This window comes from uncultured Acinetobacter sp. (assembly GCF_947626835.1).
GTDB lineage: Bacteria > Pseudomonadota > Gammaproteobacteria > Pseudomonadales > Moraxellaceae > Acinetobacter.
The window spans coordinates 176,529-202,442 of sequence record NZ_CANQTS010000001.1 but is presented as its reverse complement, the minus strand read 5'-3'; the positions used below and the strand labels follow the sequence as shown (position 1 = coordinate 202,442).

Below are 25,914 nucleotides of genomic sequence, written 5' to 3'. Positions count from 1 at the left end.
AGCATCACAGTAATGCTCGGGTTAAAACTTTAAAGCACAGCGATTGGATAAGAACCGAGTACACGTACTTCTTTCACCAAGGGACGAATTTCTTCGATGGCAGCTTTGACGTGTTCTTGCTCAATATGCCCTTCTAAGTCAATAAAGAATACATAGGCCCATTTTTCTGGCAAGGCTGGGCGTGTTTCAATACTGGTGAGACTAATATTGTGTTTAGCAAATGGCGCTAAAATTTCGAGCAATGCACCAGCACGGTCATGTGCTGAGACCAATAGTGACGTTTTATCGTTGCCACTGGCTGGCACTTTTTCACGACCAATCACTAAAAAACGTGTGGTATTTTCTGGGTTATCTTCAATATTGCTATGTAGAATTTCTAAATCATAAATATTGGCTGCAATTTCAGAGGCAATTGCGGCTGAATGCCATTCATTGCGAATACGGCGCGCGGCTTCTGCATTTGAGCTTAATGCCACACGCTCAACGCCCGGATAATGCGCATCTAACCAACTGCGGCATTGCGCTAGAGTTTGCTGATGGGCATAAATTTGTTTAATACTGTCTTTACGGGTATTGCTTGACACCAAAAATTGGTGATGAATACGCAATTCAACTTCACCAATCACGTTTAAATGTGATGCTTTGAAACAATCAAGCGTGTGATTGACCACACCTTCAGACGAGTTTTCAACCGGCACTAAACCATAATGCGCGCTGCCGGCTTCCACTTCACGGAATACTTCGTCAATGGTTGGCAATGGACGTACCACCGCATCTTGACCAAAATGTTTTAATACTGCTGAATGGGTATAGGTGCCTACAGGCCCTAAAAATGCAATGCTTTGCGGGGCTTCAAGCGCTAAACATGCCGACATAATTTCACGGAATAAACGTGCCATGGTGATGTCCGACAAAGGACCATCATTACGCTCCATCACATTACGTAATACTTGCGCTTCACGTTCCGGACGGTAAAACAGTGGATTCTCTTCTTGAGCAAACTTAGCTTTGGCCACAGCTTCGGCTAAACGCGCACGGCGGCTAATGAGTTGTTGGATCTGTTGATCCACAGAATCAATATCTTCACGAATTTTAGTCAAATCAAGAGAAGTCGTTGTGTTTTGATCGTCATTGACCATTGTTATGTCGCCCTTCAGCAAATATGATGCACACAGTATAACAATAGTAAGCTTTGAAATCTTGCGCAATACAACTTTGATGGATTCACCGTGAAAACTCGGCATTTGGTTAAAAGATCAACAATTAAAAATTAAGCTCAGCACATGTATTTCTTATTTTTTAAGCACTGATAACCTGAAGTTTAGTAAGCTATGCAAGCCATAGCTTACACTGAGCTGGAGCTTAAATTATCTAGGGTTGGAAATACTGGCTTTTACACCCAATACATGGGTCTGCTTAAGCTTGCAGCATCGTGTTTAACCGAGATTAACAATATTCTGCTGCGCTTTTTTATGATTTCAGGCTAGGCTTATTATAACAATAATAAAGACGACTCTTATGCCAAAAACCATTGGATTATTGATTCAAAATAACATATGTGCAGATGACTATTTCAGTATTTCTCAAGCTTTGTCTGAGGCAGGACATCGACTTTGTCATCTTAGTGCTTGCCCACAGACCACAAGCTATAGACTTCACAACAGCCATATTAAAATTGATGCTCATTTGCATGAGATCAAGCTGCACGCTTTAGATAGCTTATTGCTGTTTAATGATAATCCACATCCTCAAGTACATAGTTTTGTGCAATGCATTGCCAATGCCTACAAGCCTATTTTTAGTTTAAGCTATGCCACTCCAATATTGGTGGCTGCTCAGGTGGCACATGGGCGGCGCTTAACTGCCGATCCACAGTATCGAGGTATGTTACAAGCTGCACATGCGGTTTATCTCAATCAAGCTGTGGTGAATGATCATAATTTATATATCTCACAACAAAGCCCAACTGCCTTGGCTGAATTTTTACATACCATGCTCAAGGTACTTCACTCAGCCTAATGCATTTTAACCTTTGCCGATGGCGCTGCCTGATGCACAATAGCGCTATGCTTTTTTCATTAATGTTTTATCATGAATAATAAACGTAATATTTATCAAGATTTTGAACATCCTTTCGCGCAATTTGTGCGTATTGTCGGCAAAGGGAAAAATGGGGCACGCTCACTGACTTATGATGAAGCCTATCAAGCCTTTAGTATGATTTTAAACAATGAAGTGTTAGACCTGCAGCTGGGCGCATTTTTAATGTTACTACGTGTTAAAGAAGAATCCGTAGATGAGCTTGCAGGCTTTGTCCAAGCCACCCGTGATCAATTAAAGTTTAAAGTACTTGATGTGGATTTAGATTGGTCCTCTTATGCCGGTAAACGTAAGCATTATCCGTGGTTTTTACTCTCTGCCCTGACCTTGGCCAAACACGGCTATAATGTGGTGATGCATGGGGCTTCAGGACATACCATCAATCGTTTATATACCGAACAAGCGTTGCAATACTTAGGCTATCCCATTTGCCAATCCGACAGCGACGTAGAACAACAACTGCAGCACTGTCATTTTGCCTATTTGCCTTTAGATGTAATTTCCCCCATCTTAAGTGACCTGATTGGCTTACGAAATATCATGGGCTTACGCTCTCCGATTCACACCCTTGCACGTTTAATTAATCCTTTTAATGCCAAAGCTACTATGCAAGCCATTTTCCATCCTGCTTATCGCAGTTCACATCAACAAGCAGCCTTTAAATTAGGCTTTGCCAATAGTGCCGTAATTAAAGGTGAAGGAGGTGAATTTGAACGCAATCCCGATGCTAAAACCTTAATTTGTGGCATTAAAGAGGGGCAGATGTACGAGTCTGAATTGCCTAAACTCACCGACAATCGTAGTCCAAGTGAAGAAATGCTAGATTTAGCAGTCTTTAAAGCCGTGTGGGAAGGTCAACAAGCACATGATTATGGCGAGATTGCCATTACCGAAACCATGGGCATTGCCTTATACACCATGGGCGTATGCGACGACTACCCAAGTGCGATGCAAAAAGCGCGTGAGCTATGGCAGACGCGCTATAGTGTTTAAACAGCCTCAAGGTGATCTTTGGCTTGATGGACACGCTCAAGATCACCAGCATAATGCGCTACAACACGCTGATTCATGAGCTTAAACCAGCGGTTAGGCAAAAATACATCAGTAAATAATGCACCATAGCCTTTAGGTAAATTGGGCACATCCGGATAATCTCTTAACATTTGAAATGGTCGCGTCGGATAAGCATGATGATCACTATGCCGTTGCAGTTGATAAAACAATAAATTGCTCATCAAACTGTTGTGATTCCAACTGTGTTGTGGAGTAACTTTTTCATAACGCCCATCGGGCAAGACTGCACGTTTAAGCGCGTAATGCTCCATATAATTGACCGCTTCAAGTAAGGTTATGGCATAAGCACTTTGTACCACTTGTAACAGCAGCCATTTTTTACCAAAACACTTATACATCAGAGCATAATAAAGCAGCTCTGCTGCCCATGCTCTGAGCAATTCATTTTCAACATGAAAAAATGGCAAATGTTTACGTGCTAAACGGGTTTTTTCAATGTGTATCGCCGATTTAAAACCGCCCAACACAGTGCGCGGTAAAAACCGCCAAAACGATTCACCATAGTAAGCAGATGCTGGATCTTGCGGAGTAGCAACATGACGATGATGTCCATAATTATGCTCAATCCGAAAATGGACATAGCCACTGGGCAACAAGGCCAGATGGGCCAAGAGGTGCTGTTGCGCACTGGCTTTATGCCCTAGTTCATGTCCCACATTCATGGCAACCACATTGACCAAACCTAGCAAGGTACCTAAAAGTAAAATATCACTTGGTTGAGTACGGTTTTGACGTACCAAAGCTGCTGCCAACAGATTACTACTATATTGCAACGGTAAATACGCACTGACCACCTGCGTATAATACGGGTCATGTTGTAAGGTATTTAAGTCTTGTGGCGCAATAGAAGATTGATCTTGCCCCAAATAACGGTCCAACCAAGGAATTACCGCATGTAAAGTGATTAAGCCAGTACTGGCAAAAACTTTGCGCGTCAATTTGGGTCCACGTGCAAAGCCCAACAGTGCCACATGTGCCACCACAGGAATAGCCAGTCCCCATAACCATAATTTACGTTTTGGATCTAAAGACATACCCTTCTCCTTGAGGCTTTTGAGTTGAGTATGCGCCTAACCTTATGGATATATCTGTTTGATTCAGGTAATAAAAAAGACACCCGAAGGTGTCTTTTTTTATACAAAACGAATAGGCTTAAATTCCGACTCATGCTTGTGATGATCATCATCACATTCTTCACCTTCTTCTTTGCTGCCACGGTCAATGTACCCACTGCGCTGTTCTTCTGGCAGATGTTTCATCTCCCACGCATAGACTGCTTGCATACAGGTTTGACGCTGTTCTTGGGTTAAGACCACACCATTGGGCCATTTGCCAATTTCAATTGCGGTACGTAAACGCTCAACAATCTCGGGGTTTAGCATCGCTAACATGTTTTCAATATTCATTATTCATCCTGCTGTTGCAATGAATCAAAACCTTGGTTCCATCCCAGTTTGGTCCGACACGACATATAAAAGTCATAACCAGGTGGATGGAGTAAATTCAGTTTAAAAGGATGTTTACGGATATGTAAACTATCGCCTACACTCAAGGATACACTATGTTGCCCATCTGCGCTGACCATTGGCAACACACGGTTCTCACGAATGATAATTTTAATTTCGCTTTGTCCACCCACCACAATTGGGCGTGATGACAAGGTATGCGGATGCATGGGCACTAAGGCAATGGCATCCATACTAGGATGCAAAATTGGCCCACCGCCTGAGAGTGCATAGGCAGTTGAACCGGTGGGTGTTGATACAATTAAACCATCGCTGTGCTGGCGATAGACATATTGCCCATCAATATTAAGTTCAAAATCAATCATGTGCACCGATTTACCCGAATGCAACACCACATCATTTAAGGCAATCGCTTGATAAATGGACTCACCTTTTGAGCGAATTTCCATTTCCAATAAAAAGCGTCGGTCACGTTGATACTGACCTTGCAACACTTGATCGAGTTTATATAAAACTTCGGTGGGTTTAATATCGGTTAAAAAACCCAAACGACCGCGGTTTACGCCAATCACAGGGGTATTGTAGCGGACCAAAGCGCGTGCTGCATGTAACAGCGAGCCATCACCACCCACCACAATCACCAAATCAACCACTTCACCCAATAAACTACGACTGACAGTTTGAGTGTTTTGATAAGGCACCAATTGTGCTGTTTCAATATCAAAGACCGGATGTAAACCTAAGCCGACCAAATGATCATGAATAAGACATAAGGTTTCGACCACCGATGATTTATCGGGTCGACCAATTAAGCCAATATTTCGAAATGTCTTATGTGAAATGTGCACCGACAATATCACTCCGCTACGATTCGAGTGCTATCATAGCATTAAGATAAATAATTTAAAAAAACTTTAAAACACTGAATCAAGCCAATTTTTTCAAGTTGATTACGGCTCATTCACAGTTTGTTTCTTGCAAAATTTGCCAAAGCTTCGCATCATGGGCGTAATTATCTTGGTTATGCTATGTGTGTATGAAGTCGCAACGCGGTATTGGCATTTTTGCTTTACTTTTTTGTATTTTAATTATTGGCGCGTTTATCGCCTTTAGTGTGTATATCATTCGCCTTGATAATGTCGTGCGCAGCAAATTTGAAGGCCAACGTTGGGACTTACCAGCCAAAGTTTTTGCCCGTCCTTTACAAGTGCACAACAGCGCACCGGTCAGCCAAGCTGAATTTATTCAAGAACTCAATTTATTAGGCTATAAAAATTCCGATGGTTATAACAAAACTGGGCACTATGTCAGCAGTGGCGATACCCTATATGTACACACCCGCGGCTTTGATTTTGGTGATCATGTTGAACCTGAGCAAATTTTAAAGGTCAGCTTTAGCGGTAATCAAATTGCACAAGTCAGTGCCACCAAACCGAGCAGCACTGGTATTGCGCAACTTGAACCGATGCTGATTGGCAGTATTTATCCGCAACATAATGAAGACCGTGTGTTAATTAAATTGGCCAATGTGCCACAACCTTTAATTGATGCTTTAATTGCCACAGAAGACCGGAATTTTTATCAACATTATGGCATATCCTTACGCGGTACTGCGCGTGCTGTGGTGGCCAATGTCAGCGGTGGCAAACGCCAAGGTGGCTCAACTTTAACCCAACAATTGGTTAAAAACTTTTATCTAACGCCTGAACGCACCTTAAAACGCAAAGTCAATGAAGCCTTTATGGCCATGCTGATTGAGCTACACTATGGCAAAAATGAAATCTTAGAGGCCTATTTAAACGAAGTCAATTTAGGCCAAAATGGTAATTACTCCATTAATGGTTATGGCTTAGCTGCACAATTTTACTTTGGTTTACCACTACGTGAGCTGAATATTGCGCAACATGCTTTTTTAGTCGGCTTGGTACAAGGACCATCTTTATATAATCCATGGCGTAATCCAGAAGCGGCCAAAAAGCGTCGTGATTTGGTGCTCAACAACATGTTGGTGATGGGCTACTTAACCCAAGCCCAATATGAGCGCGAAATGGCGCGCCCACTCCATGTCATTCAAAAACCAACCATTGGACCTGCACGTTTTCCTGATTATTTAGATGTAGTACGCCGTCAATTGCGCAGCGAGTATCAAGAAAATGATCTGACCCATAACGGTATTCGTATTTTTACCGCTTTGGACCCCTTAGCACAAAGTAATGTTGAAAAAAGCTTTAAAGCCTCGGTGCAACGTTTGGAAAACAGCAATCGTCGTTTGAATAATTTACAAGGCGCTGTGATGGTCGCGCGCCCTGAAAATGGCGAATTGGTGGCTGTGGTTGGCTCCAGTCAAGATTTTACGGGCTTTAACCGTGCTTTAGATGCCAAACGACAAGTCGGCTCATTGCTTAAACCTGTGATTTATTTAACTGCACTTGAATCGGGTCGTTATCACTGGGCCAGCCCAATTGAAGACAGCAGTATCAGTATTGTTTCAGAAGGCAAAACATGGACACCGAAAAACTATGCCGGTCATGAATACGGTGTAGTACCTATGGCACGCGCCCTTGCACAATCCTATAACTTATCTGCGGTACGTTTGGGGCAAGAGTTTGGTGTAGCCACCTTTAATAATCATTTAAAACGCTTTGGGGTCACCAGCAACATTCCACCTTATCCATCTGTATTTTTAGGTGCTGTTGAAATGTCGCCCCTAGAAGTCCTCGGGATTTACGCGAACTTTGCTTCAGGGGGCGTGAAATATCCAACACGTGCTATTCGTCAAGTGGTTGATAGCCAAGGACGTAGCTTGCCACGCTTTGGTTTAGACATGCAACAAAGCATTAAACCCGATGCCGTATATGTCTTAAATTATGGCTTACAACAAGTCATGCGTACCGGTACAGGACGTGCGGCATATAAGCAATTACCAAGTGAGCTGAATTTAGCTGGTAAGTCCGGCACCACCAATGACACTCGTGATTCATGGTTTGCGGGCTACTCAGGCAATTATGTCTCGGTGGTGTGGTTAGGTTTAGATGATAACACCGTCACAGGTTTAACCGGTTCATCTGGTGCGCTACCAGTATGGACGAGCGTGATGTCTCAGTTACGTCAAAAACCAATCGCATTACGCCAACCCAACAATGTCACTTGGCAATGGGTCGACAGTGCATCTGGCGATCAACTCTCAGCCCAAGGCTGTGCCAATGCCGTACATATTCCGATGCTGAGTCATTCGGTGCCACGTCGTAATAGTGCTTGCGCCAGCACACCCGTGGCAGAACCACAAGATGATATCAGTAACGAGTACCAACCTAGCGAACCACAACCAAGTGCGCCGCCAAGTTCAGATGATAGTATCGAAAATTGGATTCGTGAAAGTGAATCAAATATTCAAGAGGGTCGTTATGACAATAATGCAGAAGTCATTTCAAGTGGTCGTTATGGGCAATAAGATGTTAAAGATGGGTCTGTGTAGCACTGTGTTTTTACTCAGTGCTTGTCAATCTCAGCCTGTGGAGCTGCCAACCACCGTAATTAATACTGCACCTGTGGTGATTCCTCAACCCTATACCACACCCTCAGGTGTCACCATTATTCCTTATGATGTAGAACCAATCATTCAAAAAAGTTTATAAAAAAAGCACCTTCGGGTGCTTTTTGATTAAAAGAATCGTTGCCCTGCAACACCATAAGCCCCATGTTGTTTCGCTTGGATCAAATCCGCAGGCGTAATTCCACCCAACGCAAATACCGGAATATGCATCACTGCACTCAGTTGAGCAAAGCGTGGCCAACCTAACGGATTCGCTTCAGGATGCGTTGCGGTTGTATGCACCGGACTTAACAATACTGCATCGCAGCCAATGCGTTGTGCATGCTGTAAACTCACCTCATCATGACAACTTGCCACATAGCGCTGCCCTAGAATTAAATCCTCAGCATGCATATTGAGCAATTGCTGCTGTTTTAAATGAATCGCAGCCACATTGGCTTGTTGAATCGAATTTAATTTTGCATACAACTGAGTATTCACAATCACTTGATTCAACTCTTGCACTGAGATGTCTGCCAACAATTCTAATTGTGCTGCTTCATCTAAATCGTTGCGCCAATAAAATAACTGCTCATGGCTGCACTCAGTTAGGGCATTTAAATTTGATGAAATTTTAATAGCGTTAGGCCACACTAAACGTTGAATTAAACGCTGATTGGCTTTGGGAAAATTTAACTCGCTTAATTCAGCACGGCTATACCAACACCAGGGCTTTTGAATTTCATTATTTAACTCTACAGGCAAGATGGCATGAAAAACATGCAAATTCACGATCACATCTTCATATTCATGCTGAATAAAATCAAAGTGATGCCAATCTTGAAGACCAACCCCAACCTCTTCAAACACCTCACGGCGACACGCTTCAATCGGGCTTTCGCCGGCTTCGACTTTACCGCCGGGAAACTCGTATTTATTGCCCTGATGCTGAATCGCCTCACGAAAACCCACCAACACCTTGCCGTGTTGTAAAACAATCGCGATCGCGACGTTAAGCTGTGCTTTAGACATCCCATTTTTCCTGTATTTTTGACAGTGTACGCAATTTTGTATTTTTTATAAATTAATCATTGACAGGTACATTCGATAATGATTATCATTTAAGCACACCACGATAAATAGCGGAGAATTCCAACATGAACGCACCATTTAGCCTTTTTACTCGCACTGAATCTCAACATGCTTTGCCGATGCTGCATTCAAATAACTTATTTGCACTTGGCCGTGAAATTCGCATTATGCATGCCGGCGAAGAGTATCGTTTACGTTTAACCCGCAACAACCGCTTAATTTTAACCAAATAATTATGACAGCAACATAACAATAAACGTGGTCACTCAAGGCAGAATACAGCGCATTCTGCCTTTTTTATTTAAATTGGATTTGAGCAGTTAAACCACCGCTAGGATTGGCACTAAAATTTAATTGTGCATGATGCAGCGCTATGATTTTTTGGCAAATGGAAATCCCTAAGCCAGAACCGCTACTTTTAGTACCTAACGCACGATAAAAACGCTCACCTAAACGTGCCAACACTTCATCTGAGATTGGCTCGCCTTGATTGCTAATACACAGACTGTTGGTGCTTGCCTTGATATTAATGCTTAAGGTAGAAGCATGCGGGCTATATCGTACCGCGTTATCAATTAAGTTACGTATACAGGTAAATAAAAGCTCACGGTTGCCTTGTACTGTGTATTCTTCCAGCGCCACGTCTAACACGATTTTTTTGTCCTCAATAAACGGAAACAGTGCATCTAATACCTCAAGGGTAATGGCATGTAGATCACATTCAGTTTTGGCTAAAGCATCGGCTTGAGAAGGATCAAGGCGTGCCAACAACAATAAATTTTCTAAAATTTGCGTACTACGTGCCACGTCATTTTGAATCGGTTGTAAATCTTGTACCCATTGCACTTGATCTTGATATTTACGTTTTAACACCTGTAAACGCATTTGAATGGCCGATAAAGGCGAACGTAGCTCATGTGATGCATCTGCGGTAAAACGCTGTTCGGCATGTAAGGACTGATCCAAACGCGCCAATAATTGATTGAGCTGTTTAACAATCGGTTGTAACTCTAAAAATTCGGGTTGTAAACTCACAATCGGGGTTAAATCTTGGGCATTTTTTTGCTGAATGTTTTGAGACAACAAAGTTAAACTTTTAAATTGTCGCTGAATGGCAAAACGCACCAAGCCCCACTGCAATAACCACAGCAGCAATAAAACCGCCAAAAAACCTGTCAATGAACTGCCCAAATCTTGTAAACGTACTGAGATAGGCTGATAAATATGGGCTTGCATATTATTTTCTTCAAGCACATAGCTACGCCACAACTGCCCTTGATGCCAAAGCACTGCATAGTCGTTCACTGGTATCACATCAGCAAAGTCAAATTGATCAGAAGTGAATAAATTAAAATCAGCATTATTGAGCGAATATTGAATCAAAAATTCTTGACTAAGTTCATCTACTTGATTGCCCATTTGACTGCTAATGTCTGTGATCAGTAACATATCTGCCACTTCATCCATAATTTCATCATAAATATGCATGGTGTGATACAGCGATAATCCTACAAAAATCAATAAAGCCAGCATGCCTGCCAGCATAGAACTGAGCATGGAGCTTTTAATCAGCTGACCTTGCAGCGATCGTGCTTGTGTCATTGCGGCAACTGCATACGGTAGCCCAAACCGCGTAGAGTTTTAATATAATTACTGCCAATCTTTTTACGTAGCTGCGAGATAAACACCTCAATGGCATTACTTTCTACCTCTGAACCCCATGCATATAAGGATTCTTCCAATTGCTCACGAGTCATGACGTGTTCAGGCTTTTGCATCAGTTTATGCAAAATTTGAAATTCTTTGGCGGTTAAATTCACTACTTTGCCTGCTTGAGTTAAAGTTTTGGCGTGTGGATCTAAGACTAAATCGGCAAAGCGTAAATCATGGCTTTGCTGAGTTTGATGTTGACGCAATTGATTACGTACCCGTGCCGAAAGTTCTTCTAAACTAAAAGGTTTCACCAAATAATCATTGGCACCTAAATCTAAACCACTGACCCGATCTTGCACTGTATCGCGGGCAGTAATCATGATCACTGGGGTTTGCGCATTATTTTTACGTAAACTTTTTAAAATCTCATCGCCGCTGGCTTTGGGCAACCCACGATCAAGCAATACACAGTCATACTGATGTTGCTCGAGTGCCAAAATGGCATGATCCCCCCGTTCCACCCAATCAATGTTATACCCGTCCATTTCCAACCATGTTTTAATGCTTTCTGCTTGTGCTGCATCGTCTTCTGCTAAGAGTAGTCGCATTGTTTATCACCCATTTTTTCTTTACTATACAAAAAAACCACATCGCAAAGTATGTGGTTTTTTTGAAAATAAGTTTCGACTAGAATTTTACTGCATCAACATCAATTTCAACACGCTTGGTCGGTTTGTAATCAATATCCACTTCGCCAATTAAGGTCACAGGCGTATTGGCTGCAATGGCTTTACCGTGCCATAAGTCATCGTCGATATCCACAGTGATGCTGCCTGTTGCATCACGGAATTGGTATTTTTCGTCACCAATGGCTTTGACCACATAACCTTTGACTTCAACTTTGGTGTCATCTTTAGCAACTAAAGCTTGTTTCACTGTGCTAACTTTGCTTAATGCACTTTGATTCACTGCGGTATTGGCGGTTGCGAAAGCAGCAGTAAACGTTAAGCTTGCAGCAATTAAAGTTTTTGCGATCATGTTCATAGTTAACTCCGGCATCAAGTTTGATGTGTTGTGTCTTTCAATGAGGCTATTAAAACAACTCAAGCTGAAGCTAAGCTTAAGATCAGTTAAGATTTGTATTAACTTAACGGCACCACACGTAAAACCTCTTCTAAGGTGGTTTCACCTTGTAGCACTTTACGTGCCCCTGCAATGCGTAATGGCTCGACACCCTCTTTTTGAATCTGCAATTTAAGCTGCTCTAAAGTTGCTTCACGCCCAAGCATTTGTTTTAATTCAAGGCTCATCGGCATAAACTCATAAATCCCCACACGGCCTTTATAGCCTGTATCACGACATGCCTCACATCCAACTGCTTTATAAATAAAATTTGGCATTTGAAATTGATAGCCAAAGGTCAGATGTTTCCAATCTTGATCATTAATAAAAGTTTCTTGCTTACACTGTGGACATAAGCGACGCACTAAACGCTGTGCCAAGACACCTAAAATGGTCGCTGAGGTTAAAAACGGCTGCACACCTAAGTCATGCAAACGCGTTAAGCTAGATGGTGCATCGTTGGTATGTAAAGTGGACAACACCAAATGCCCTGTCAGGGCCGCTTGAATGGCCATGTTGGCAGTGTCTTGATCACGGATTTCCCCCACCATAATAATGTCAGGGTCTTGACGCATTAAGGCACGAATTCCTTCAGCAAAGCCTAAATCAATGCTATGGTTGACCTGCATTTGGTTAAAGCTCGGCTCTAACATTTCAATCGGGTCTTCAATGGTACATACATTGACTTGTTCAGTGGCAAGCTGCTTTAAACTTGAATAGAGCGTGGTGGTTTTACCTGAACCCGTGGGTCCTGTAACTAAAATAATACCATGACTATTTTGCGCAATGCTTTGCCATTTATTTAATAATTTCTCATCAAAACCTAAATCTAAAAATGAACGTACCAACACTTCAGGGTCAAAAATTCGCATCACCAACTTTTCACCAAAGGCGGTGGGTAAAGTCGATAAACGCAGCTCGGTTTCACGGCCTTTTGGGGTACGGGTTTTTAAGCGTCCATCTTGTGGCTTACGTTTTTCTGCCACATTCATACGACCTAAAATTTTAATCCGTGAAATCACCGCCATTAAGGTATTGGCAGGCATATGATAAATAGTATGCAATACACCATCAATCCGAAAACGGATTTTGCCTTGCTCTTTACGGGGTTCTAAGTGCACATCACTTGCCCCCTGTTCAAAGGCAAATTGTAAAATCCAATCGACTAGTTTTACAATGTGTTGATCATTGGCATCTGGATTTTGGCTATCGCCCAATTGTAATAAGGCTTCTACGCCTTGATGATCACGCTCATAGGCACCGGATTTTTGTGAACCACTCACCGCACGACTCACCTGATAATATTCAACTAAGTAGCGTTGTAAATGTTCAGGATTAAGCATCACAGCTTGAATAGTTTTTGGGGCTAAACTACTGGCTAAATTGTGCTGCCAATCGGTCATAAAAGGCTGGTCGGTGGCAATCAATACCCGCTCATCTTGCACCTCAACCGCCAAAATTTTATTACGTAGTGCAAACTCTTGCGACATCACTGCTGTGAGTACAGGTACATCGGCTTTAAGTGGATCAATGGTATAAAGCGGTAGGTTGGCTTTTTTTGCCAACCATTCAGTCAACACATTTAGGCTTAAGATTTGGCTAAGATCATGCTGATTTTTTAAATTAAAACTGGCAATCCATTGTAAGGGATGCCATTTAAGCTGTTCGCGCTGACGATGCGTGGTCTGTACTAAAAGCTTTTCTCGATCAGTAATATAGCCATCGTTTTTTAATTGTTCTAAACACCAAGTACTGTCAATTTCAAAATTAAATTGCATTATTTTGTCCCCAAATCATCAGCCTAATATAACAAAAAATACAGCCTGATCTGATCACAATTAAAAATCATGAGAGCTTGGTTTTATCCTAAGCAGCTTTAATCCACGGTTTTGTCGCATAATGAATAACTCTTCATATTAAGTATCATATGATTTTTCTATATATTTATTTAATATACCCAAGGTCTACATCAGCTAGATCATAAAAAATAAATAAACTCAGAGGGTAATATGAAATTTAAAAGCTTAACTTTAGCACTAGCAAGTGCCATGACTTTAACTGCATGTGGTGGTGGCGGAGGCTCAAGTGACTCAAGCTCTTCTCAACCCTCGCCAAATACAGCACTAGAAAAACAATGGTCTATGTATGATTCTTCATATTTGATAGATAGCGATAATGTATTAGAGAAAATCAGTTTAAATATTGCAGGTAATACGATTTACTTTAATGTGGATTATTTAGCCAACAATCAAACTATAGATGAGTTTGAAGATGTTAATAATTTTGTTTCTATCGTATCAGACTATTTAACAGATGAAGGCTTATATCGCCCTGTTACTGAAAAAACCCCTCAAGGCTACGTCTTTGCACATTTAGTGTCGCAAAAAGCCAATCAATGGGTTCTCACCCCTGCTTCTCAAAATAATCTTAAAGGTTTAAAGCTTACCGAAAACTTTACGGTCGTTGACTTAAGTAACAAAGAAATGGGGCTGTATATTGATGGTTATAGTTATCTCACAGGACAAGATGCCAGCTTAACGCCTCACGTAGGTCAATTTCCTCAACGATATTATCAACAATTCAAAGGCAAAACTTTTCCTCAAGGAGCGACTTGTTTAAAAAATAATTCTAGCTCAAGCAATAAAAACTATATTCAAAGCTATGGAACTGCATGGTTAGATTTTGATGAATTAGAAAATGAATCTTTCCGTAAAACCACATTAGGAGGTTATCAAGTTGCTATTGCACATGATCGCTATTCACCTTATGAATACGATTATGAAGCATATTTCAAAGCATCAGACAACGTCGTAAAATATGGCTCATATTACGCGCAAGGTACAACATATCAATTAAGCAAAGATATGCAAGATTATCAAGCCGATTTAAATGAAGCTATTAAAGAATATGGTGCAAATAGCCCACAAGCCCTCATAGAAACCCATTATTTAGCTGGCTTAAAAGCCGAATGCGCCTTGTTTAATCCGATTGCCAGTCAAGCCATCGATCAACAGGTACGTCTTAACTAAGCAACCAAGATCAGGTTCCGACCTGATCTTTTTCATCTAATGCTTGAATCAAAACCTGAGTGTCATCCACACTAAAACGCACATTAAAATCAGCAAATGCCAATCCATAAATACGCGTTGGGTCATCTTGATAAGCGGGACGTGGGTCAAGTGCTAAGACTTGTTCTAACTCTTGACAGGTTTGTATGCTCAAGATCCCTTTTTTGAGTAATTCATCACGTGAAATTTGTGCATTTTTCAACCAAACAACAGACTTACGTTGTGGCTCATCTTGTGCATAAGCACTTTTTGCATCTATCACTGCATCAGAATATTGAATATAAGGCTTAATATCTACAATTGGAGTACCATTTAACAAATCACTGCCCACCACATAAACTCGCACTTGTTTACCCACTTTTTTCACTTTTTTCAGCTTGACCACCGACAAACCAATTGGGGATGGGCGATACATGCTACGACTGGCAAACACCCCAATTTTTTGGTTTCCGCCTAAACGTGGTGGACGCACTTGCGGACGGAATTTGGCGCTATCTTGTTGATTTTTATTATCATGAAACTGCCAAATCAGCCATAAATGACTAAATTCGTCAATGCCTTGAAAAGCATTTAAATCGTTATACACACCTTGCATTTCAATATAAGATTCAATTTCAACCAAATTAGGTTGGCGTGGAATCCCAAATTTTTCTTGGTAAGGCGAACGCATATACCCAATAATTGGCAGCGTTAAAGTCGTTGTCATCACTTTTTCTGATAAGCTCAATTAAATATATTCAGTTTATCGAGAATGATTTTAGATTAGAATAGCAACCTGTTCTAATTTGATAATTTATTGAGACCTTTAATGGCTGCTTTTAACGTCGAAAAGATTACTCATGTCCACCACTGGAATGACACTTTATTTTCTTTCAAAACGACTCGTGACCAAGCTCTACGTTTTAAAAACGGTCAGTTTGTCATGATCGGCCTTGAAGTCAATGGCAAGCCTTTAATGCGTGCATACTCAATTGCCAGCGCGAACTATGAAGAAGAGCTTGAGTTCTTCTCAATTAAAGTGCCAGATGGTCCATTAACTTCTATTTTACAAAAAGTAAAAGTGGGCGATGATATTTTAGTTTCTAAAAAACCAACAGGTACATTGGTACTAGATGACTTAAATCCGGGTAAAAACTTATATCTACTGTCATCAGGTACAGGTCTTGCACCATTCTTGTCGACTATTCGTGACCCAGAAACTTACGAGCGTTTTGAAAAAATTATCGTGGTTCATGGTACACGTTTCATTTCAGAATTGGCGTATCAAGATTTAATTGAAAACGAAATTCCAAACCACGAATTCTTTGGTGAATTGGGCGCGAAAGAAAAATTGGTTTACTACCCAACAGTTACGCGTGAAGAATTCCATACTCAAGGTCGTGTAACAACAGCGATTGAAACAGGTCAACTCTTTGAAAAAATCGGTTTACCACGTTTTAATCCAGAAACTGACCGCGCAATGCTGTGTGGTTCTCCTGCATTTCTTGACGATGTTGCAGCGCTTCTTGACCAACACGGTCTCAAAGAATCGCCACGTATGGGCGTATTAGGCGACTACGTGATTGAACGCGCTTTTGTTGAAAAATAAGTTTATTTTTTAACTCAAAAAACCGAAGCTTAAGCTTCGGTTTTTTGATTGAACATATGCTGACTTTTAATTATAGGTGCTTAATTTTACGTTCTTGTAAAGCCTGCTTAATTACAGCATAGCCTGCGCTTAGACCTAAACTTGCCATAATTAATGCCACAATCAGATCAGGCCATAATTGACCGGTACCAAACACCCCAACAGCTGCTAAAATCACCGCCACATTACCAATCGCATCATTACGACTACACAACCAAACTGATTTCATATTGGCATCTCCATCACGATAGGCATATAAAATAAGCGCTGTTACGACATTGGCAATTAAAGCCAAAATACCAATCAGACCCATCGTGATCGCTTCAGGCGCAATACCAAGCGTATAAGCATAGGCTACCTTAGCCAATACCACCAAAGCAAATACAAGCATAGTGATACCTTTAATTAAAGCTACAGTCGCACGCCAATATAAACTTGCGCCTAATACGGCCAATGAAATTGCATAATTGACAGCATCTCCAAAGAAATCTAAAGCATCTGCCCATAATGCTGCTGAGTTGGCATATGCCCCACCGATTAATTCCACCACAAACATGGCAAGATTAATCACCAACGCAATCCAAAGCGCAGAACGAAATTTTGAATCTGGCTGTTGAGGTGCAGAGGGAGGACGACATTGACACGCCATATTGTGCTCCTTGAACTTTTCGCTTAAATTTAAATCAATTAAAAAGCTTAGAGCAACTCCAAGGTCAAGCAGTATGACAGGTTATCTGATTTCTCAAGTCGCTCAACTCACCCAAATGAGTCGCGATACACTACGCTTTTATGAAAAAAAAGGCTTAATTCAACCACCGTTACGGGGCGATAACGGCTATCGTTATTATTCTGAACAGAGCATCAAACGCTTAACATTTATTCAGCATTGTCGGGCTTTAGACATGTCCTTAATGGAGATTCAAACTTTACTTGATCTAGAACAGCAACCCAATGCCAATTGCAGTGCTGTGAATCAATTGATTCAGCAGCATTTAACCGAACTCGATCAGAAAATCGAAGCGCTCAATACACTACGTCAACAATTACAAAAGCTTAATCAAAGTTGCCAAGTACCCAATACCATTAACGATTGCCAAATTTTAAAAATTCTTGAGCAATAAAAAACCGAAGCATGCTTCGGTTTACTGTTACAGGATTTTTTGAAGCTTAATCGTGATTCAGCTTAACTTGAGTTTTTTGAGGTAAAGGCAATAACTCCAGTTGCCCTTGGGCATTAATTTTTGCAAACGGCATTTGTAGCTGTTGTTTATACTGATGACACCCTGCTAGCCCAAATGCAAAGGGTACCCATGCCTGCGCCTGACATGAACCAACCCGATTACCGTATTGATCATAGGTAATCACTTTGGTGGTGCATCCCACCAAAAATACACTCATGCACAGTGCTAATATTTTGCTATTTCGCATCAATTTCCCCAAGTTTTCTTGCTAGTTTAGGCATATTTCTTGTTTATTTATGCAATTGTAATTAGTTGTTATTTTTTGTAAAGATGTTTTCTATTTATTTCTATTTACCAAAAATATGTATCTAACATTATGTTATTTATTTAGTTTTATTATTTTGATTGGTTATCATTTTAAGTAAAATGAGCGTTTAAGTTGGCAAATAATTCCGAGTTTTTTACTGGGTTGAATTAAAAATTAAAAGTCTTACAATAAAACCATATATTTTATATGACTTTATAGAAATATGAATTTTCTCAGAGATAGAACAATAATAAATAGCCATTGACATAGTCTATTGGGGAAGACTGTCTAAGATGGCATAAAAAAAGGAACTTGGGTGTTAGCGTCCAAAGTTCCTATAAAAACAAGCAAATGACAATCATAAACTTGCGCATGGGTCAGTGTGTTTGGGGACACACTGACCTAGTTTTATTCTTATGTTATTGCCCAGATCGGATGATGTAATCAAATGCCGACAGTGATGCTTTAGCACCTTCACCTGTAGCAATGATGATTTGTTTGTACGGCACGGTGGTACAGTCACCTGCAGCAAATACACCTTTCACATTGGTTTCGTTGCGCTCGTTAATCACAATCTCACCACGGTTTGAAAGTTCTACCGCTGTGTCTTTTAAGAAATCGGTGTTTGGTAACAAACCAATTTGTACAAAGATCCCTGCCAATTCAACGGTATGTTCCACATCAGTTGCACGGTCTTTATATTTCAAGGCTGTGACTTGTGAACCATCACCGACAACTTCGGTAGATAAGGCATTTTTAATCACTGTGGTGTTCGGTAAGCTGTTTAATTTATCTTGCAATACTTGATCTGCACGTAGCTTGGTATCAAATTCAACCAAAGTCACATGCTCAACAATTCCTGCCAAGTCAATTGCCGCTTCAACACCTGAGTTACCACCACCAATCACCGCAACACGTTTGCCTTTAAACAATGGACCATCACAGTGCGGGCAGTATGCTACACCACGGGTGGCATATTCTTTTTCGCCCGGTACGTTCATTTGTCTCCAACGTGCACCGGTTGATAAAATCACGGTTTTAGACTCAAGCTTGGCACCATTTTCTAAGGTCACTTCCACCAAACCATTGGCGGTTTCATCTGCACCTTTGATGTCAGCAACACGTTGTAGGTTCATGATGTCTACACCATATTCACGAACGTGTGCTTCCATTTCTGCAGCAAATTTTGGACCTTGGGTTTTTTGAATTGAGGTGAAGTTCTCAATGTCCATGGTATCCATCACTTGACCACCCATGCGCTCTGCCACAATACCGGTTTTGATACCTTTACGCGCCGCATAAATTGCAGAGGTATTACCTGCAGGGCCACCACCAATCACCAATACATCAAACGCCTCTTTGGCATTTAACTTTTCAGCATCTTTTTGTGCTGCATTGGTGTCGAGTTTTGCCACAATCTCTTCTAAAGTCATACGACCTTGACCGATGTGTTGACCATCTTGGAATACCATTGGAACGGCCATGATTTTGCGTTCTTCAACTTCGTCTTGGAAGAAGGCACCATCAATCATGGTGGCCGTTGCACCCGGATTGTAAATGGCAATCAGGTTTAATGCCTGCACCACATCAGGGCAGTTGTGGCAGCTTAATGACACAAATACGTCAAAATGAGAGTTCACACCCAGTTCTTTAATTGACGTTAACACTTCATCAGAGACTTTAGGTGCATAACCTGAAGTTTGTAGCAATGCTAAGATCAATGAGGTGAACTCATGGCCCATTGGCAAGCCTGCAAAGAATACACGCGGTTCTTCGCCTTGTTTAGCCACACCAAAGCTCGGTGCACGGCTGTTTTTGCCATCAAAACGTGCAGTGACTAAATCAGATAATGCTGCCACTTCTTCGACCAATTCTTTGATTTTGGCAGATTTGTCTGAGTCATTTAAGGTTGCCACCAATTCGATGGGACCTTCTAGACGTTCTAAAAGGGTTTTTAATTGCGCTGAAGTATTTTGATCTAACATGGCTAACGTCTCCAAAGGAGTAAAATTATCTTTTCTTAAAGCTATAATAGAAATAAATATAAAAAAGGTAAAACAGTTAGTTTTTATTATTTTAATCGTTTTTTTAAATCAAGGTACACATCCTTGTGGAGCTTCATTTAAACATTAAAGCGTTGCTCAATGCGCTGCACACGACGTTTAAAATATTGTGCCAATAACCAAAATAAAACACTTAAAGCCAACCAAAGCCCACCACTGATTCGCAATAAGGTTGCAAGTTGCTGCTCACGTTGCTCGGCATGTGTCACTTTGGGCTGCAACTCCTGAGTGGTTTTAGTCACAGCGCGTCCATAGAGCTGCTGTTGCATACTCCATAACTGTTGCACCTCAAACCCATACTGATCAAAGTGAGGATCGTACTGCTCAGCATTGATCACCTGTTGTAGATAAGGCTTGGCTGTGGCTAAATCAGCAGGCTGTTGCAAAAGCGCCGTTTGCGCCAGTAAATAAGCCTGCACAGTGCTTGACGTTTGACTGCCTTTTAGCTGCTGATATATCTCACTGTCAGAAATCTGTTGAGAATAACTGGTTAAGCCTTGGTAAAACTGAGATTCATCTTCATTTAAATCATGTTGCACATAGGTCAAACCCGACCACAACAGCATAAAAGCAAGTAACCAACCTACAAATTTCAGCACAAAAGATTGAAAGCGCAGGTAAAAAAAGCGTAGTTTTTTTAACAGATGCACAATCAAAAATGCACCCACAAATGACACACAGACTTTAAAAAGCAACCAAGCGAACCACTTCAGTAAACTCATAAAGTAGTCTTGCTCGGCATTAATCAAGCCAATATGCTCAGCACTGACAGGAATATGTAGCTGTTTTAACTCATAATGCAGACCAAAAAATCCGTAAACCAAGTCATGCTGTAAAAAACTGGTGATAAACGTCGCAATCAACAAACTAGCTGCTGCTAAAAACAACCAAGTAAAATGGCGTTGACGTTTTTTTAAGGTTTTGATACCAGTTTTTAGTTCAGTGTGTGGCATCAGCACAGGACCAAGTGGAGTCAAGATCAGCCTCCTATGATTTTTGCTGTAATTGTGGGCTTGAATCACGTACTAAATGATCTAAATCCTGCTGCAATTGACGCAAACGTATACTAGCTTGTGCACGTTTTTCTAGCCCCTGCTTTTGAATCTCGATCACATCATTTACAGTTTTAATTAAAGTGGTTTGCACATGCTCTAAGGTATCTACATCAATCACCGAACGTTGATTAGCACGTGCTGTATCAACTGAATTTTGATGTAATAACTCAGCGTTACGACGCAATAAAGCATTGGTTGCATCATCAATTGCATTGGCAAGTTGTACGCTATTTTTTTGTTCATTGAGTGAAATCGCCAAGCTAATTTGGTTTTTCCATGCTGGTAAAGTAATGTTTTTAATGGCATAGAACTTATCAACCAACATTAAATTATTCGATTGGATAATCCGAATCATGGGCAAAGTTTGCATCGCAGATTGTTGCAAAATCTGTAAATCACTGATGCGTTTTTCTAAATTATTGGCCACATGATTTAAGTCATACAACTGCTGCGTGGTTTGTGGATCACTCGGTGCTGTAGCCAGTGCAGCAATGTCTTGCTGTAACTGTTGCTGCTTGAGCTGACCTGCTGCAATATACACACCAAGCTGTTTATACTCTTGCTGTACACCACTAAACATGTGTTCTAAAGTCGCCACGCGTTGCTGCAAGCCATTTTGTGAAGTATCTACCTCTTGAACCAATTGGTCAATTTGCGCTTTGGTGTCTTGAAAATTTTGCTCAAAACTTTGTTTCGCGGTTTTTACTTTATTCAATAAGCCACCTAAAAAGCCACTACGTTTTTTAGGATGAAGTAAACTTGCCGTATTAAGCTGCTGTGCCACTTGAACCACTTGATTAAGCTTTTGTCCTGTTTCATCTAAATCTTTATGATTGACTAAGCTTAACAATTCATCAGTATAACTTGCTGTTTGAGTGGCAATATTTTTGCCATATTCTGCTACACGATGCTGATCAATCTCATCAAGTTCAGCGGCTGCTTGCAACACAGCATCAAAATCACTGGCTTGCAAACCCAGCTCGCTTAAATTTAAACGCTGAAAATCCTGTTCGGTCGTGGTGACCTGTACAATAGTCTGTTGAGAATCGGTCATACTTACCTCGAATGTGAAGAAGACTGGGCGCTGTGCTCTAAAGCATGTTTTAAGGTTTTAATGAGGCGATTTCGACTGGTATCAAGGGCGTCAAGCTGATTGTTATGTTGGGCTTGAGTGTGTTGCAGGTGATATTTCCATGCTGGCAATAACACTTGTTCAGCCTCTAAAAAGCGATCTAACAACGTCAGCGATAATTGCTGCGACACATACATCTGCTGCATGGCCAGATCATTACTGGCCTGCAATGTTTCTAAGGTATTAATTTTTTTAGATAAACGCTGAGTAAATTGATCAAGTGGATGTTGCTTTTGAACAAACTCAGGATACTCCAACATAAACTCTTTGGCTGCTTGAATGTATTGCCCCATCTGTTCGCGTAAGCCCGTTAATTGCCGATAACGCGCCTCAGACTTTTGTATTTCAATTTGTAATTGTGCACTTAAATCATGACTGCGTGCAATCAAGCGCTCAAGCTGTTGATAATATGCGATCTGCTGCGAGGCATAGTCGACATCACTGCCCAACCAGCGTTGCACACGATTAAAACGCTTGGGCTGCATATATTTTTGAGCCTGATTTAAAGCATGAATCAGGGCTTGAATACTGTGGCTAAAATCTTGGGTCAGTTTGGCATCAATACCATTGAGTAATACAGCTTGTGCCTGCACCACACGCGCGGCATAGTGCTGTAATTGACTATGATCGTGTAATAACGGTACAAGTTCTTGCCGCTTAATTTGCAAGCGCTGATCAAAATCACCTTGCAGCTCAGACAACGGCGTCAATTGCTGTAAATATGCCATATCCACTTTACCCTTCAAACTGACCTACTGATATTACGTGATTGATGGCAATTTTGATGTTGCATTTTGCAATTTTGATGGATCAACCCAATTGCCCCACACCTCACCTTAACCTATTTAAAGCCATGATAATCGAGTCAGCTGAAGTGAAGCTGAAGAATTTAATTGATTTAAGAAAAATCAAACAGGCAGCACAGATGATGTAAAAGCGTAGCTCTACATCATCTGTTTAAAAAATCAACCGAAGGTGCTTATAAAAAGTCGCCTTCACGCTCTGGCTGAAACAAAACTTTTTCAATTTTAACTTGCATTAAATGTCCATCGGGTTGCGGCCATTGAATCTGTTGCCCTTCGCTTAAACCTAAAATTGCAGCCCCAATTGGTGCCACAACATTGACCTGATTTTTCTCGCCTTTAAAGTCGTGTGGGTACACCAACACCACTTCACTTGGTTCTGCACTTTCACCAATGGTAATCAACACACGCGCATTCATACTCACCACATTAGCAGGTACATCCTGAGGACTAACCACAGTGGCACGCGCCAATTCATCTTCTAGATGCTGCATGGTGGGTGTGAGCTGTTGTTGATGCTCTAACATGGTTTCTAAACGATTTAAATCTTGCTCAGAGATAATAATCTGCGGTTTTTGTGTCATGTTTGTTCTCTTGTTATTGCGGCATTGCTATGAGTTATAGCAGATAATTAAGCCAAAGAAAGACTTTGTTACATACATAAAAAAAGCCCCCTTGAGGGGGGCTTTTCTCAAGTTGAGACTTATTTTGCGTAAACTGGGAATTTAGCGCATACAGTTTCAACCTTCGCTTTCACCGCGTTGATTACAGCTTCGTCGCCTTTAGCATCTAAGATGTCAGCGATCCAACCTGCAAGTTCACGTACTTCAGCTTCACCAAAACCACGTGTGGTCACCGCTGGTGTACCAATACGGATACCAGAAGTTACAAACGGAGAACGTGGGTCATTTGGTACAGAGTTTTTGTTGACAGTGATGTGCGCTGCACCTAACCAAGCATCTGCTTCTTTACCTGTAATGTCTTGTTTGATTAAAGACAATAAGAACAGGTGGTTTTTAGTACCGCCAGACACAACTTCATAACCGCGTTCAATCAGAACTTCAGCCATCGCTTGTGCATTTTTTACCACTTGTTGTTGGTAATCTTTGTATTCAGGCGCCATTGCTTCTTTAAAGCAGATTGCTTTTGCAGCAATTGCATGCACTAAAGGACCACCTTGGTTGCCTGGGAATACCGCAGATTGAAGTTTTTTCTCAATCTCTTCGTTGGCTTTGGCAAGGATTAAACCTGAACGTGGACCACGAAGTGTTTTGTGTGTCGTTGTTGTGGTTACGTCAGCAATTTGTACTGGGCTTGGATAAACGCCAGCTGCAACTAAACCTGCAACGTGAGCCATATCTACGAATAAATAAGCACCCACTTTATCAGCGATTTCACGGAAACGGTTCCAGTCTACAATTTGGCTGTAAGCTGAGAAACCTGCTACGATCATGCGTGGCTTGTGCTCAAGCGCTAAACGCTCAACTTCTTCGTAATCAATCTCGCCAGTTTCAGGGTTTAAACCATACTGAACTGCGTTATATGTTTTACCAGAGAAGCTTACTTTTGCACCGTGCGTTAAGTGACCACCGTGCGCCAAGCTCATACCCAATACAGTATCACCTGGGTTTAAAAGCGCTAAGTAAACAGCTGAGTTTGCTTGAGAACCAGCATGTGGCTGAACGTTAGCATAGTCAGCACCGAAAAGTTCTTTCGCACGGTCAATTGCTAATTGTTCGATCACGTCTACGTATTCGCAGCCGCCGTAGTAGCGTTTGCCTGGGTAGCCTTCCGCATATTTGTTAGTAAGTTTTGAACCTTGAGCTTCCATGACTGCTGGTGAGCAGTAGTTTTCTGAAGCGATCAACTCGATATGCGCTTCTTGACGCGCATCTTCTTGAGTGATTGCTTGAGCTAATTCAGGGTCAAATTGTGCAATTGAAGTATTGGCAAACATTAGCGAGGTCCTATTAAATTAGGGCTTTTAAGCCGTGCTAAGATTGGGGCGTATTGTAGCACGAAGTTTATAAATATTGAGAATCAACTTTGTCGAGTTTTACATAAAAATTGCGCATACCTTACAAAAACTAAGGGCTTTTAAGTAAAATCAACTTGTTGAAAATACTTTAAAGATTTTTGAGATGGGGTTAATCGCCTCATTTTTCTTCTAAACTTGATCTTAAGTCCCTCTATGTTGGCTTTTTTATGTCTGATTATTGGTTTTATCTTAGGCTACATACTACGTGGATCACCTGTTAATAAGCCCCAACCCAAGCCAAAATTAGAACCTCTCCTGTAGCCACCACGCAACAGCAACGCCTGTATTTAAAAGCCATGCACCAAACCGACAGCCAACGTATTCGTGAATTAAACTTACTCTCAAGCAATCAAAGTGTTTTTTTACGATTACTTAAACAAACTTTTCCTGACTACGAAGTTGCCATTAAACAACAACGCTTTTTATTGTTAGATCAAGATCATATTCCTTTAGCGATTTTTGAATATCGAGATAGCATCCATCCAATTAAACTAGTTGACCAAGAAGATGGTATTCCGCTGCATTTTTATAAAGCTTTACTGTCAAGTGAAGCCTTAAAAGAGGATACCCAAGCTTTAAACTTAAAATTTCAACGCTAAAA

Annotated in this window: 27 protein-coding genes; 9 read left to right on the top strand and 18 right to left on the bottom strand. The window is 41.1% G+C overall.

The window, feature by feature from the left end:
* Window positions 1-29 precede the first annotated feature (29 nt).
* Window positions 30-1,139 (bottom strand): prephenate dehydratase, encoded by a 1,110-nt coding sequence (gene pheA, locus Q0Z55_RS01060; RefSeq protein WP_297422982.1) that lies wholly within the window; start codon window positions 1,137-1,139, stop codon window positions 30-32.
* Between the two features lie 379 nt (window positions 1,140-1,518).
* On the opposite strand from pheA, the gene Q0Z55_RS01055 reads away from it, so the two are divergent.
* Window positions 1,519-2,019: a DJ-1/PfpI family protein gene (locus tag Q0Z55_RS01055; RefSeq protein WP_297422978.1), complete on the top strand. Its 501-nt coding sequence runs from the start codon at window positions 1,519-1,521 to the stop codon at window positions 2,017-2,019.
* 72 nt (window positions 2,020-2,091) lie between these two features.
* Window positions 2,092-3,093 (top strand): glycosyl transferase family protein, encoded by a 1,002-nt coding sequence (locus Q0Z55_RS01050; RefSeq protein ID WP_297422976.1) that lies wholly within the window; start codon window positions 2,092-2,094, stop codon window positions 3,091-3,093.
* Here the strand turns inward: Q0Z55_RS01050 and Q0Z55_RS01045 are convergent.
* The 3 genes from Q0Z55_RS01045 to Q0Z55_RS01035 all read right to left on the bottom strand — a co-directional run bounded on the left by Q0Z55_RS01045 (window position 3,090) and on the right by Q0Z55_RS01035 (window position 5,497).
* Window positions 3,090-4,208 carry an alkane 1-monooxygenase gene (locus Q0Z55_RS01045; protein ID WP_297422973.1) on the bottom strand — a complete coding sequence of 373 codons (1,119 nt, stop codon included), beginning with the start codon at window positions 4,206-4,208 and terminating at the stop codon, window positions 3,090-3,092. The two genes, Q0Z55_RS01050 and Q0Z55_RS01045, sit on opposite strands and share 4 nt — an antisense overlap.
* Before the next feature lie 99 nt (window positions 4,209-4,307).
* Window positions 4,308-4,580 carry a DUF1315 family protein gene (locus Q0Z55_RS01040; protein ID WP_297422970.1) on the bottom strand — a complete coding sequence of 91 codons (273 nt, stop codon included), beginning with the start codon at window positions 4,578-4,580 and terminating at the stop codon, window positions 4,308-4,310.
* Window positions 4,580-5,497 carry an NAD(+) kinase gene (locus Q0Z55_RS01035; RefSeq protein WP_297423269.1) on the bottom strand — a complete coding sequence of 306 codons (918 nt, stop codon included), beginning with the start codon at window positions 5,495-5,497 and terminating at the stop codon, window positions 4,580-4,582. Before Q0Z55_RS01035 ends, Q0Z55_RS01040 begins: the two co-directional genes overlap by 1 nt.
* 179 nt (window positions 5,498-5,676) lie before the next feature.
* On the opposite strand from Q0Z55_RS01035, the gene mrcB reads away from it, so the two are divergent.
* Both mrcB and Q0Z55_RS01025 read left to right on the top strand, forming a co-directional pair.
* On the top strand, window positions 5,677-8,091 hold the full coding sequence (gene mrcB / locus Q0Z55_RS01030) for a penicillin-binding protein 1B (RefSeq protein WP_297422967.1): 2,415 nt from the start codon (window positions 5,677-5,679) through the stop codon (window positions 8,089-8,091).
* Between the two features lies 1 nt (window position 8,092).
* A complete protein-coding gene (locus Q0Z55_RS01025; protein WP_297422964.1) occupies window positions 8,093-8,275 on the top strand; it encodes a hypothetical protein in 183 nt (60 codons plus the stop codon).
* A 26-nt stretch (window positions 8,276-8,301) separates the two neighbouring features.
* Here Q0Z55_RS01025 and Q0Z55_RS01020 read toward each other — a convergent pair whose 3' ends face one another.
* Window positions 8,302-9,204 carry a thiamine phosphate synthase gene (locus Q0Z55_RS01020; RefSeq protein ID WP_297422961.1) on the bottom strand — a complete coding sequence of 301 codons (903 nt, stop codon included), beginning with the start codon at window positions 9,202-9,204 and terminating at the stop codon, window positions 8,302-8,304.
* Between the two features lie 125 nt (window positions 9,205-9,329).
* Between Q0Z55_RS01020 and Q0Z55_RS01015 the strand changes: the two genes are divergently transcribed.
* Window positions 9,330-9,497: a hemin uptake protein HemP gene (locus tag Q0Z55_RS01015; protein WP_297422959.1), complete on the top strand. Its 168-nt coding sequence runs from the start codon at window positions 9,330-9,332 to the stop codon at window positions 9,495-9,497.
* 64 nt (window positions 9,498-9,561) lie between these two features.
* Here the strand turns inward: Q0Z55_RS01015 and Q0Z55_RS01010 are convergent, their stop codons facing one another.
* From Q0Z55_RS01010 to Q0Z55_RS00995, 4 genes are all read right to left on the bottom strand, one after another.
* The gene (locus Q0Z55_RS01010; RefSeq protein ID WP_297422956.1) at window positions 9,562-10,866 is read right to left on the bottom strand and encodes an ATP-binding protein; all 1,305 of its coding nucleotides are present in this window, start codon (window positions 10,864-10,866) and stop codon (window positions 9,562-9,564) included.
* The gene (locus Q0Z55_RS01005) at window positions 10,863-11,525 is read right to left on the bottom strand and encodes a response regulator transcription factor (RefSeq protein ID WP_297422953.1); all 663 of its coding nucleotides are present in this window, start codon (window positions 11,523-11,525) and stop codon (window positions 10,863-10,865) included. Before Q0Z55_RS01005 ends, Q0Z55_RS01010 begins: the two co-directional genes overlap by 4 nt.
* 79 nt (window positions 11,526-11,604) lie before the next feature.
* Entirely contained in the window at window positions 11,605-11,961 is a 357-nt protein-coding gene (locus Q0Z55_RS01000; protein WP_297422951.1) for a NirD/YgiW/YdeI family stress tolerance protein, read from the bottom strand.
* Between the two features lie 98 nt (window positions 11,962-12,059).
* Window positions 12,060-13,817: a GspE/PulE family protein gene (locus Q0Z55_RS00995; RefSeq protein ID WP_297422948.1), complete on the bottom strand. Its 1,758-nt coding sequence runs from the start codon at window positions 13,815-13,817 to the stop codon at window positions 12,060-12,062.
* A 231-nt stretch (window positions 13,818-14,048) separates the two neighbouring features.
* Here Q0Z55_RS00995 and Q0Z55_RS00990 point away from each other — a divergent pair, with 231 nt between their 5' ends.
* Window positions 14,049-15,068, top strand: a complete 1,020-nt coding sequence (locus Q0Z55_RS00990; RefSeq protein ID WP_297422945.1) for a hypothetical protein — start codon at window positions 14,049-14,051, stop codon at window positions 15,066-15,068.
* Window positions 15,069-15,078: 10 nt separating this feature from the next.
* Here Q0Z55_RS00990 and tsaA read toward each other — a convergent pair whose 3' ends face one another.
* Window positions 15,079-15,813, bottom strand: coding sequence for a tRNA (N6-threonylcarbamoyladenosine(37)-N6)-methyltransferase TrmO (gene tsaA / locus Q0Z55_RS00985; protein ID WP_297422942.1), 735 nt, complete (start codon window positions 15,811-15,813; stop codon window positions 15,079-15,081).
* Window positions 15,814-15,915: 102 nt separating this feature from the next.
* Between tsaA and Q0Z55_RS00980 the strand changes: the two genes are divergently transcribed.
* Window positions 15,916-16,695, top strand: a complete 780-nt coding sequence (locus Q0Z55_RS00980; protein ID WP_297422939.1) for a ferredoxin--NADP reductase — start codon at window positions 15,916-15,918, stop codon at window positions 16,693-16,695.
* Between the two features lie 70 nt (window positions 16,696-16,765).
* On the opposite strand, the gene Q0Z55_RS00975 is transcribed toward Q0Z55_RS00980, so the two are convergent.
* Window positions 16,766-17,383, bottom strand: coding sequence for a cation transporter (locus Q0Z55_RS00975; RefSeq protein WP_297422935.1), 618 nt, complete (start codon window positions 17,381-17,383; stop codon window positions 16,766-16,768).
* Window positions 17,384-17,456: 73 nt separating this feature from the next.
* Here Q0Z55_RS00975 and Q0Z55_RS00970 point away from each other — a divergent pair, with 73 nt between their 5' ends.
* Complete coding sequence (locus Q0Z55_RS00970) at window positions 17,457-17,855, top strand: MerR family transcriptional regulator (protein ID WP_297422932.1); 399 nt, start codon at window positions 17,457-17,459, stop codon at window positions 17,853-17,855.
* A 46-nt stretch (window positions 17,856-17,901) separates the two neighbouring features.
* On the opposite strand, the gene Q0Z55_RS00965 is transcribed toward Q0Z55_RS00970, so the two are convergent.
* The 7 genes from Q0Z55_RS00965 to glyA form a co-directional block, all read right to left on the bottom strand.
* On the bottom strand, window positions 17,902-18,162 hold the full coding sequence (locus Q0Z55_RS00965; RefSeq protein WP_297422927.1) for a hypothetical protein: 261 nt from the start codon (window positions 18,160-18,162) through the stop codon (window positions 17,902-17,904).
* A 479-nt stretch (window positions 18,163-18,641) separates the two neighbouring features.
* Window positions 18,642-20,207 carry an alkyl hydroperoxide reductase subunit F gene (gene ahpF, locus Q0Z55_RS00960; protein ID WP_297422924.1) on the bottom strand — a complete coding sequence of 522 codons (1,566 nt, stop codon included), beginning with the start codon at window positions 20,205-20,207 and terminating at the stop codon, window positions 18,642-18,644.
* Window positions 20,208-20,344: 137 nt separating this feature from the next.
* Window positions 20,345-21,262, bottom strand: coding sequence for a hypothetical protein (locus Q0Z55_RS00955; protein ID WP_297422921.1), 918 nt, complete (start codon window positions 21,260-21,262; stop codon window positions 20,345-20,347).
* 10 nt (window positions 21,263-21,272) lie between these two features.
* Window positions 21,273-22,394 carry a toxic anion resistance protein gene (locus Q0Z55_RS00950; protein ID WP_297422919.1) on the bottom strand — a complete coding sequence of 374 codons (1,122 nt, stop codon included), beginning with the start codon at window positions 22,392-22,394 and terminating at the stop codon, window positions 21,273-21,275.
* A 2-nt stretch (window positions 22,395-22,396) separates the two neighbouring features.
* A complete protein-coding gene (locus Q0Z55_RS00945; protein ID WP_297422916.1) occupies window positions 22,397-23,200 on the bottom strand; it encodes a tellurium resistance protein in 804 nt (267 codons plus the stop codon).
* A 251-nt stretch (window positions 23,201-23,451) separates the two neighbouring features.
* A complete protein-coding gene (rnk, locus tag Q0Z55_RS00940) occupies window positions 23,452-23,859 on the bottom strand; it encodes a nucleoside diphosphate kinase regulator (protein WP_297422914.1) in 408 nt (135 codons plus the stop codon).
* 119 nt (window positions 23,860-23,978) lie between these two features.
* On the bottom strand, window positions 23,979-25,232 hold the full coding sequence (gene glyA, locus Q0Z55_RS00935) for a serine hydroxymethyltransferase (protein ID WP_297422911.1): 1,254 nt from the start codon (window positions 25,230-25,232) through the stop codon (window positions 23,979-23,981).
* 377 nt (window positions 25,233-25,609) lie between these two features.
* Here glyA and Q0Z55_RS00930 point away from each other — a divergent pair, with 377 nt between their 5' ends.
* On the top strand, window positions 25,610-25,912 hold the full coding sequence (locus Q0Z55_RS00930) for a hypothetical protein (RefSeq protein WP_297422908.1): 303 nt from the start codon (window positions 25,610-25,612) through the stop codon (window positions 25,910-25,912).
* The last annotated feature ends 2 nt before the right edge of the window (window positions 25,913-25,914 follow it).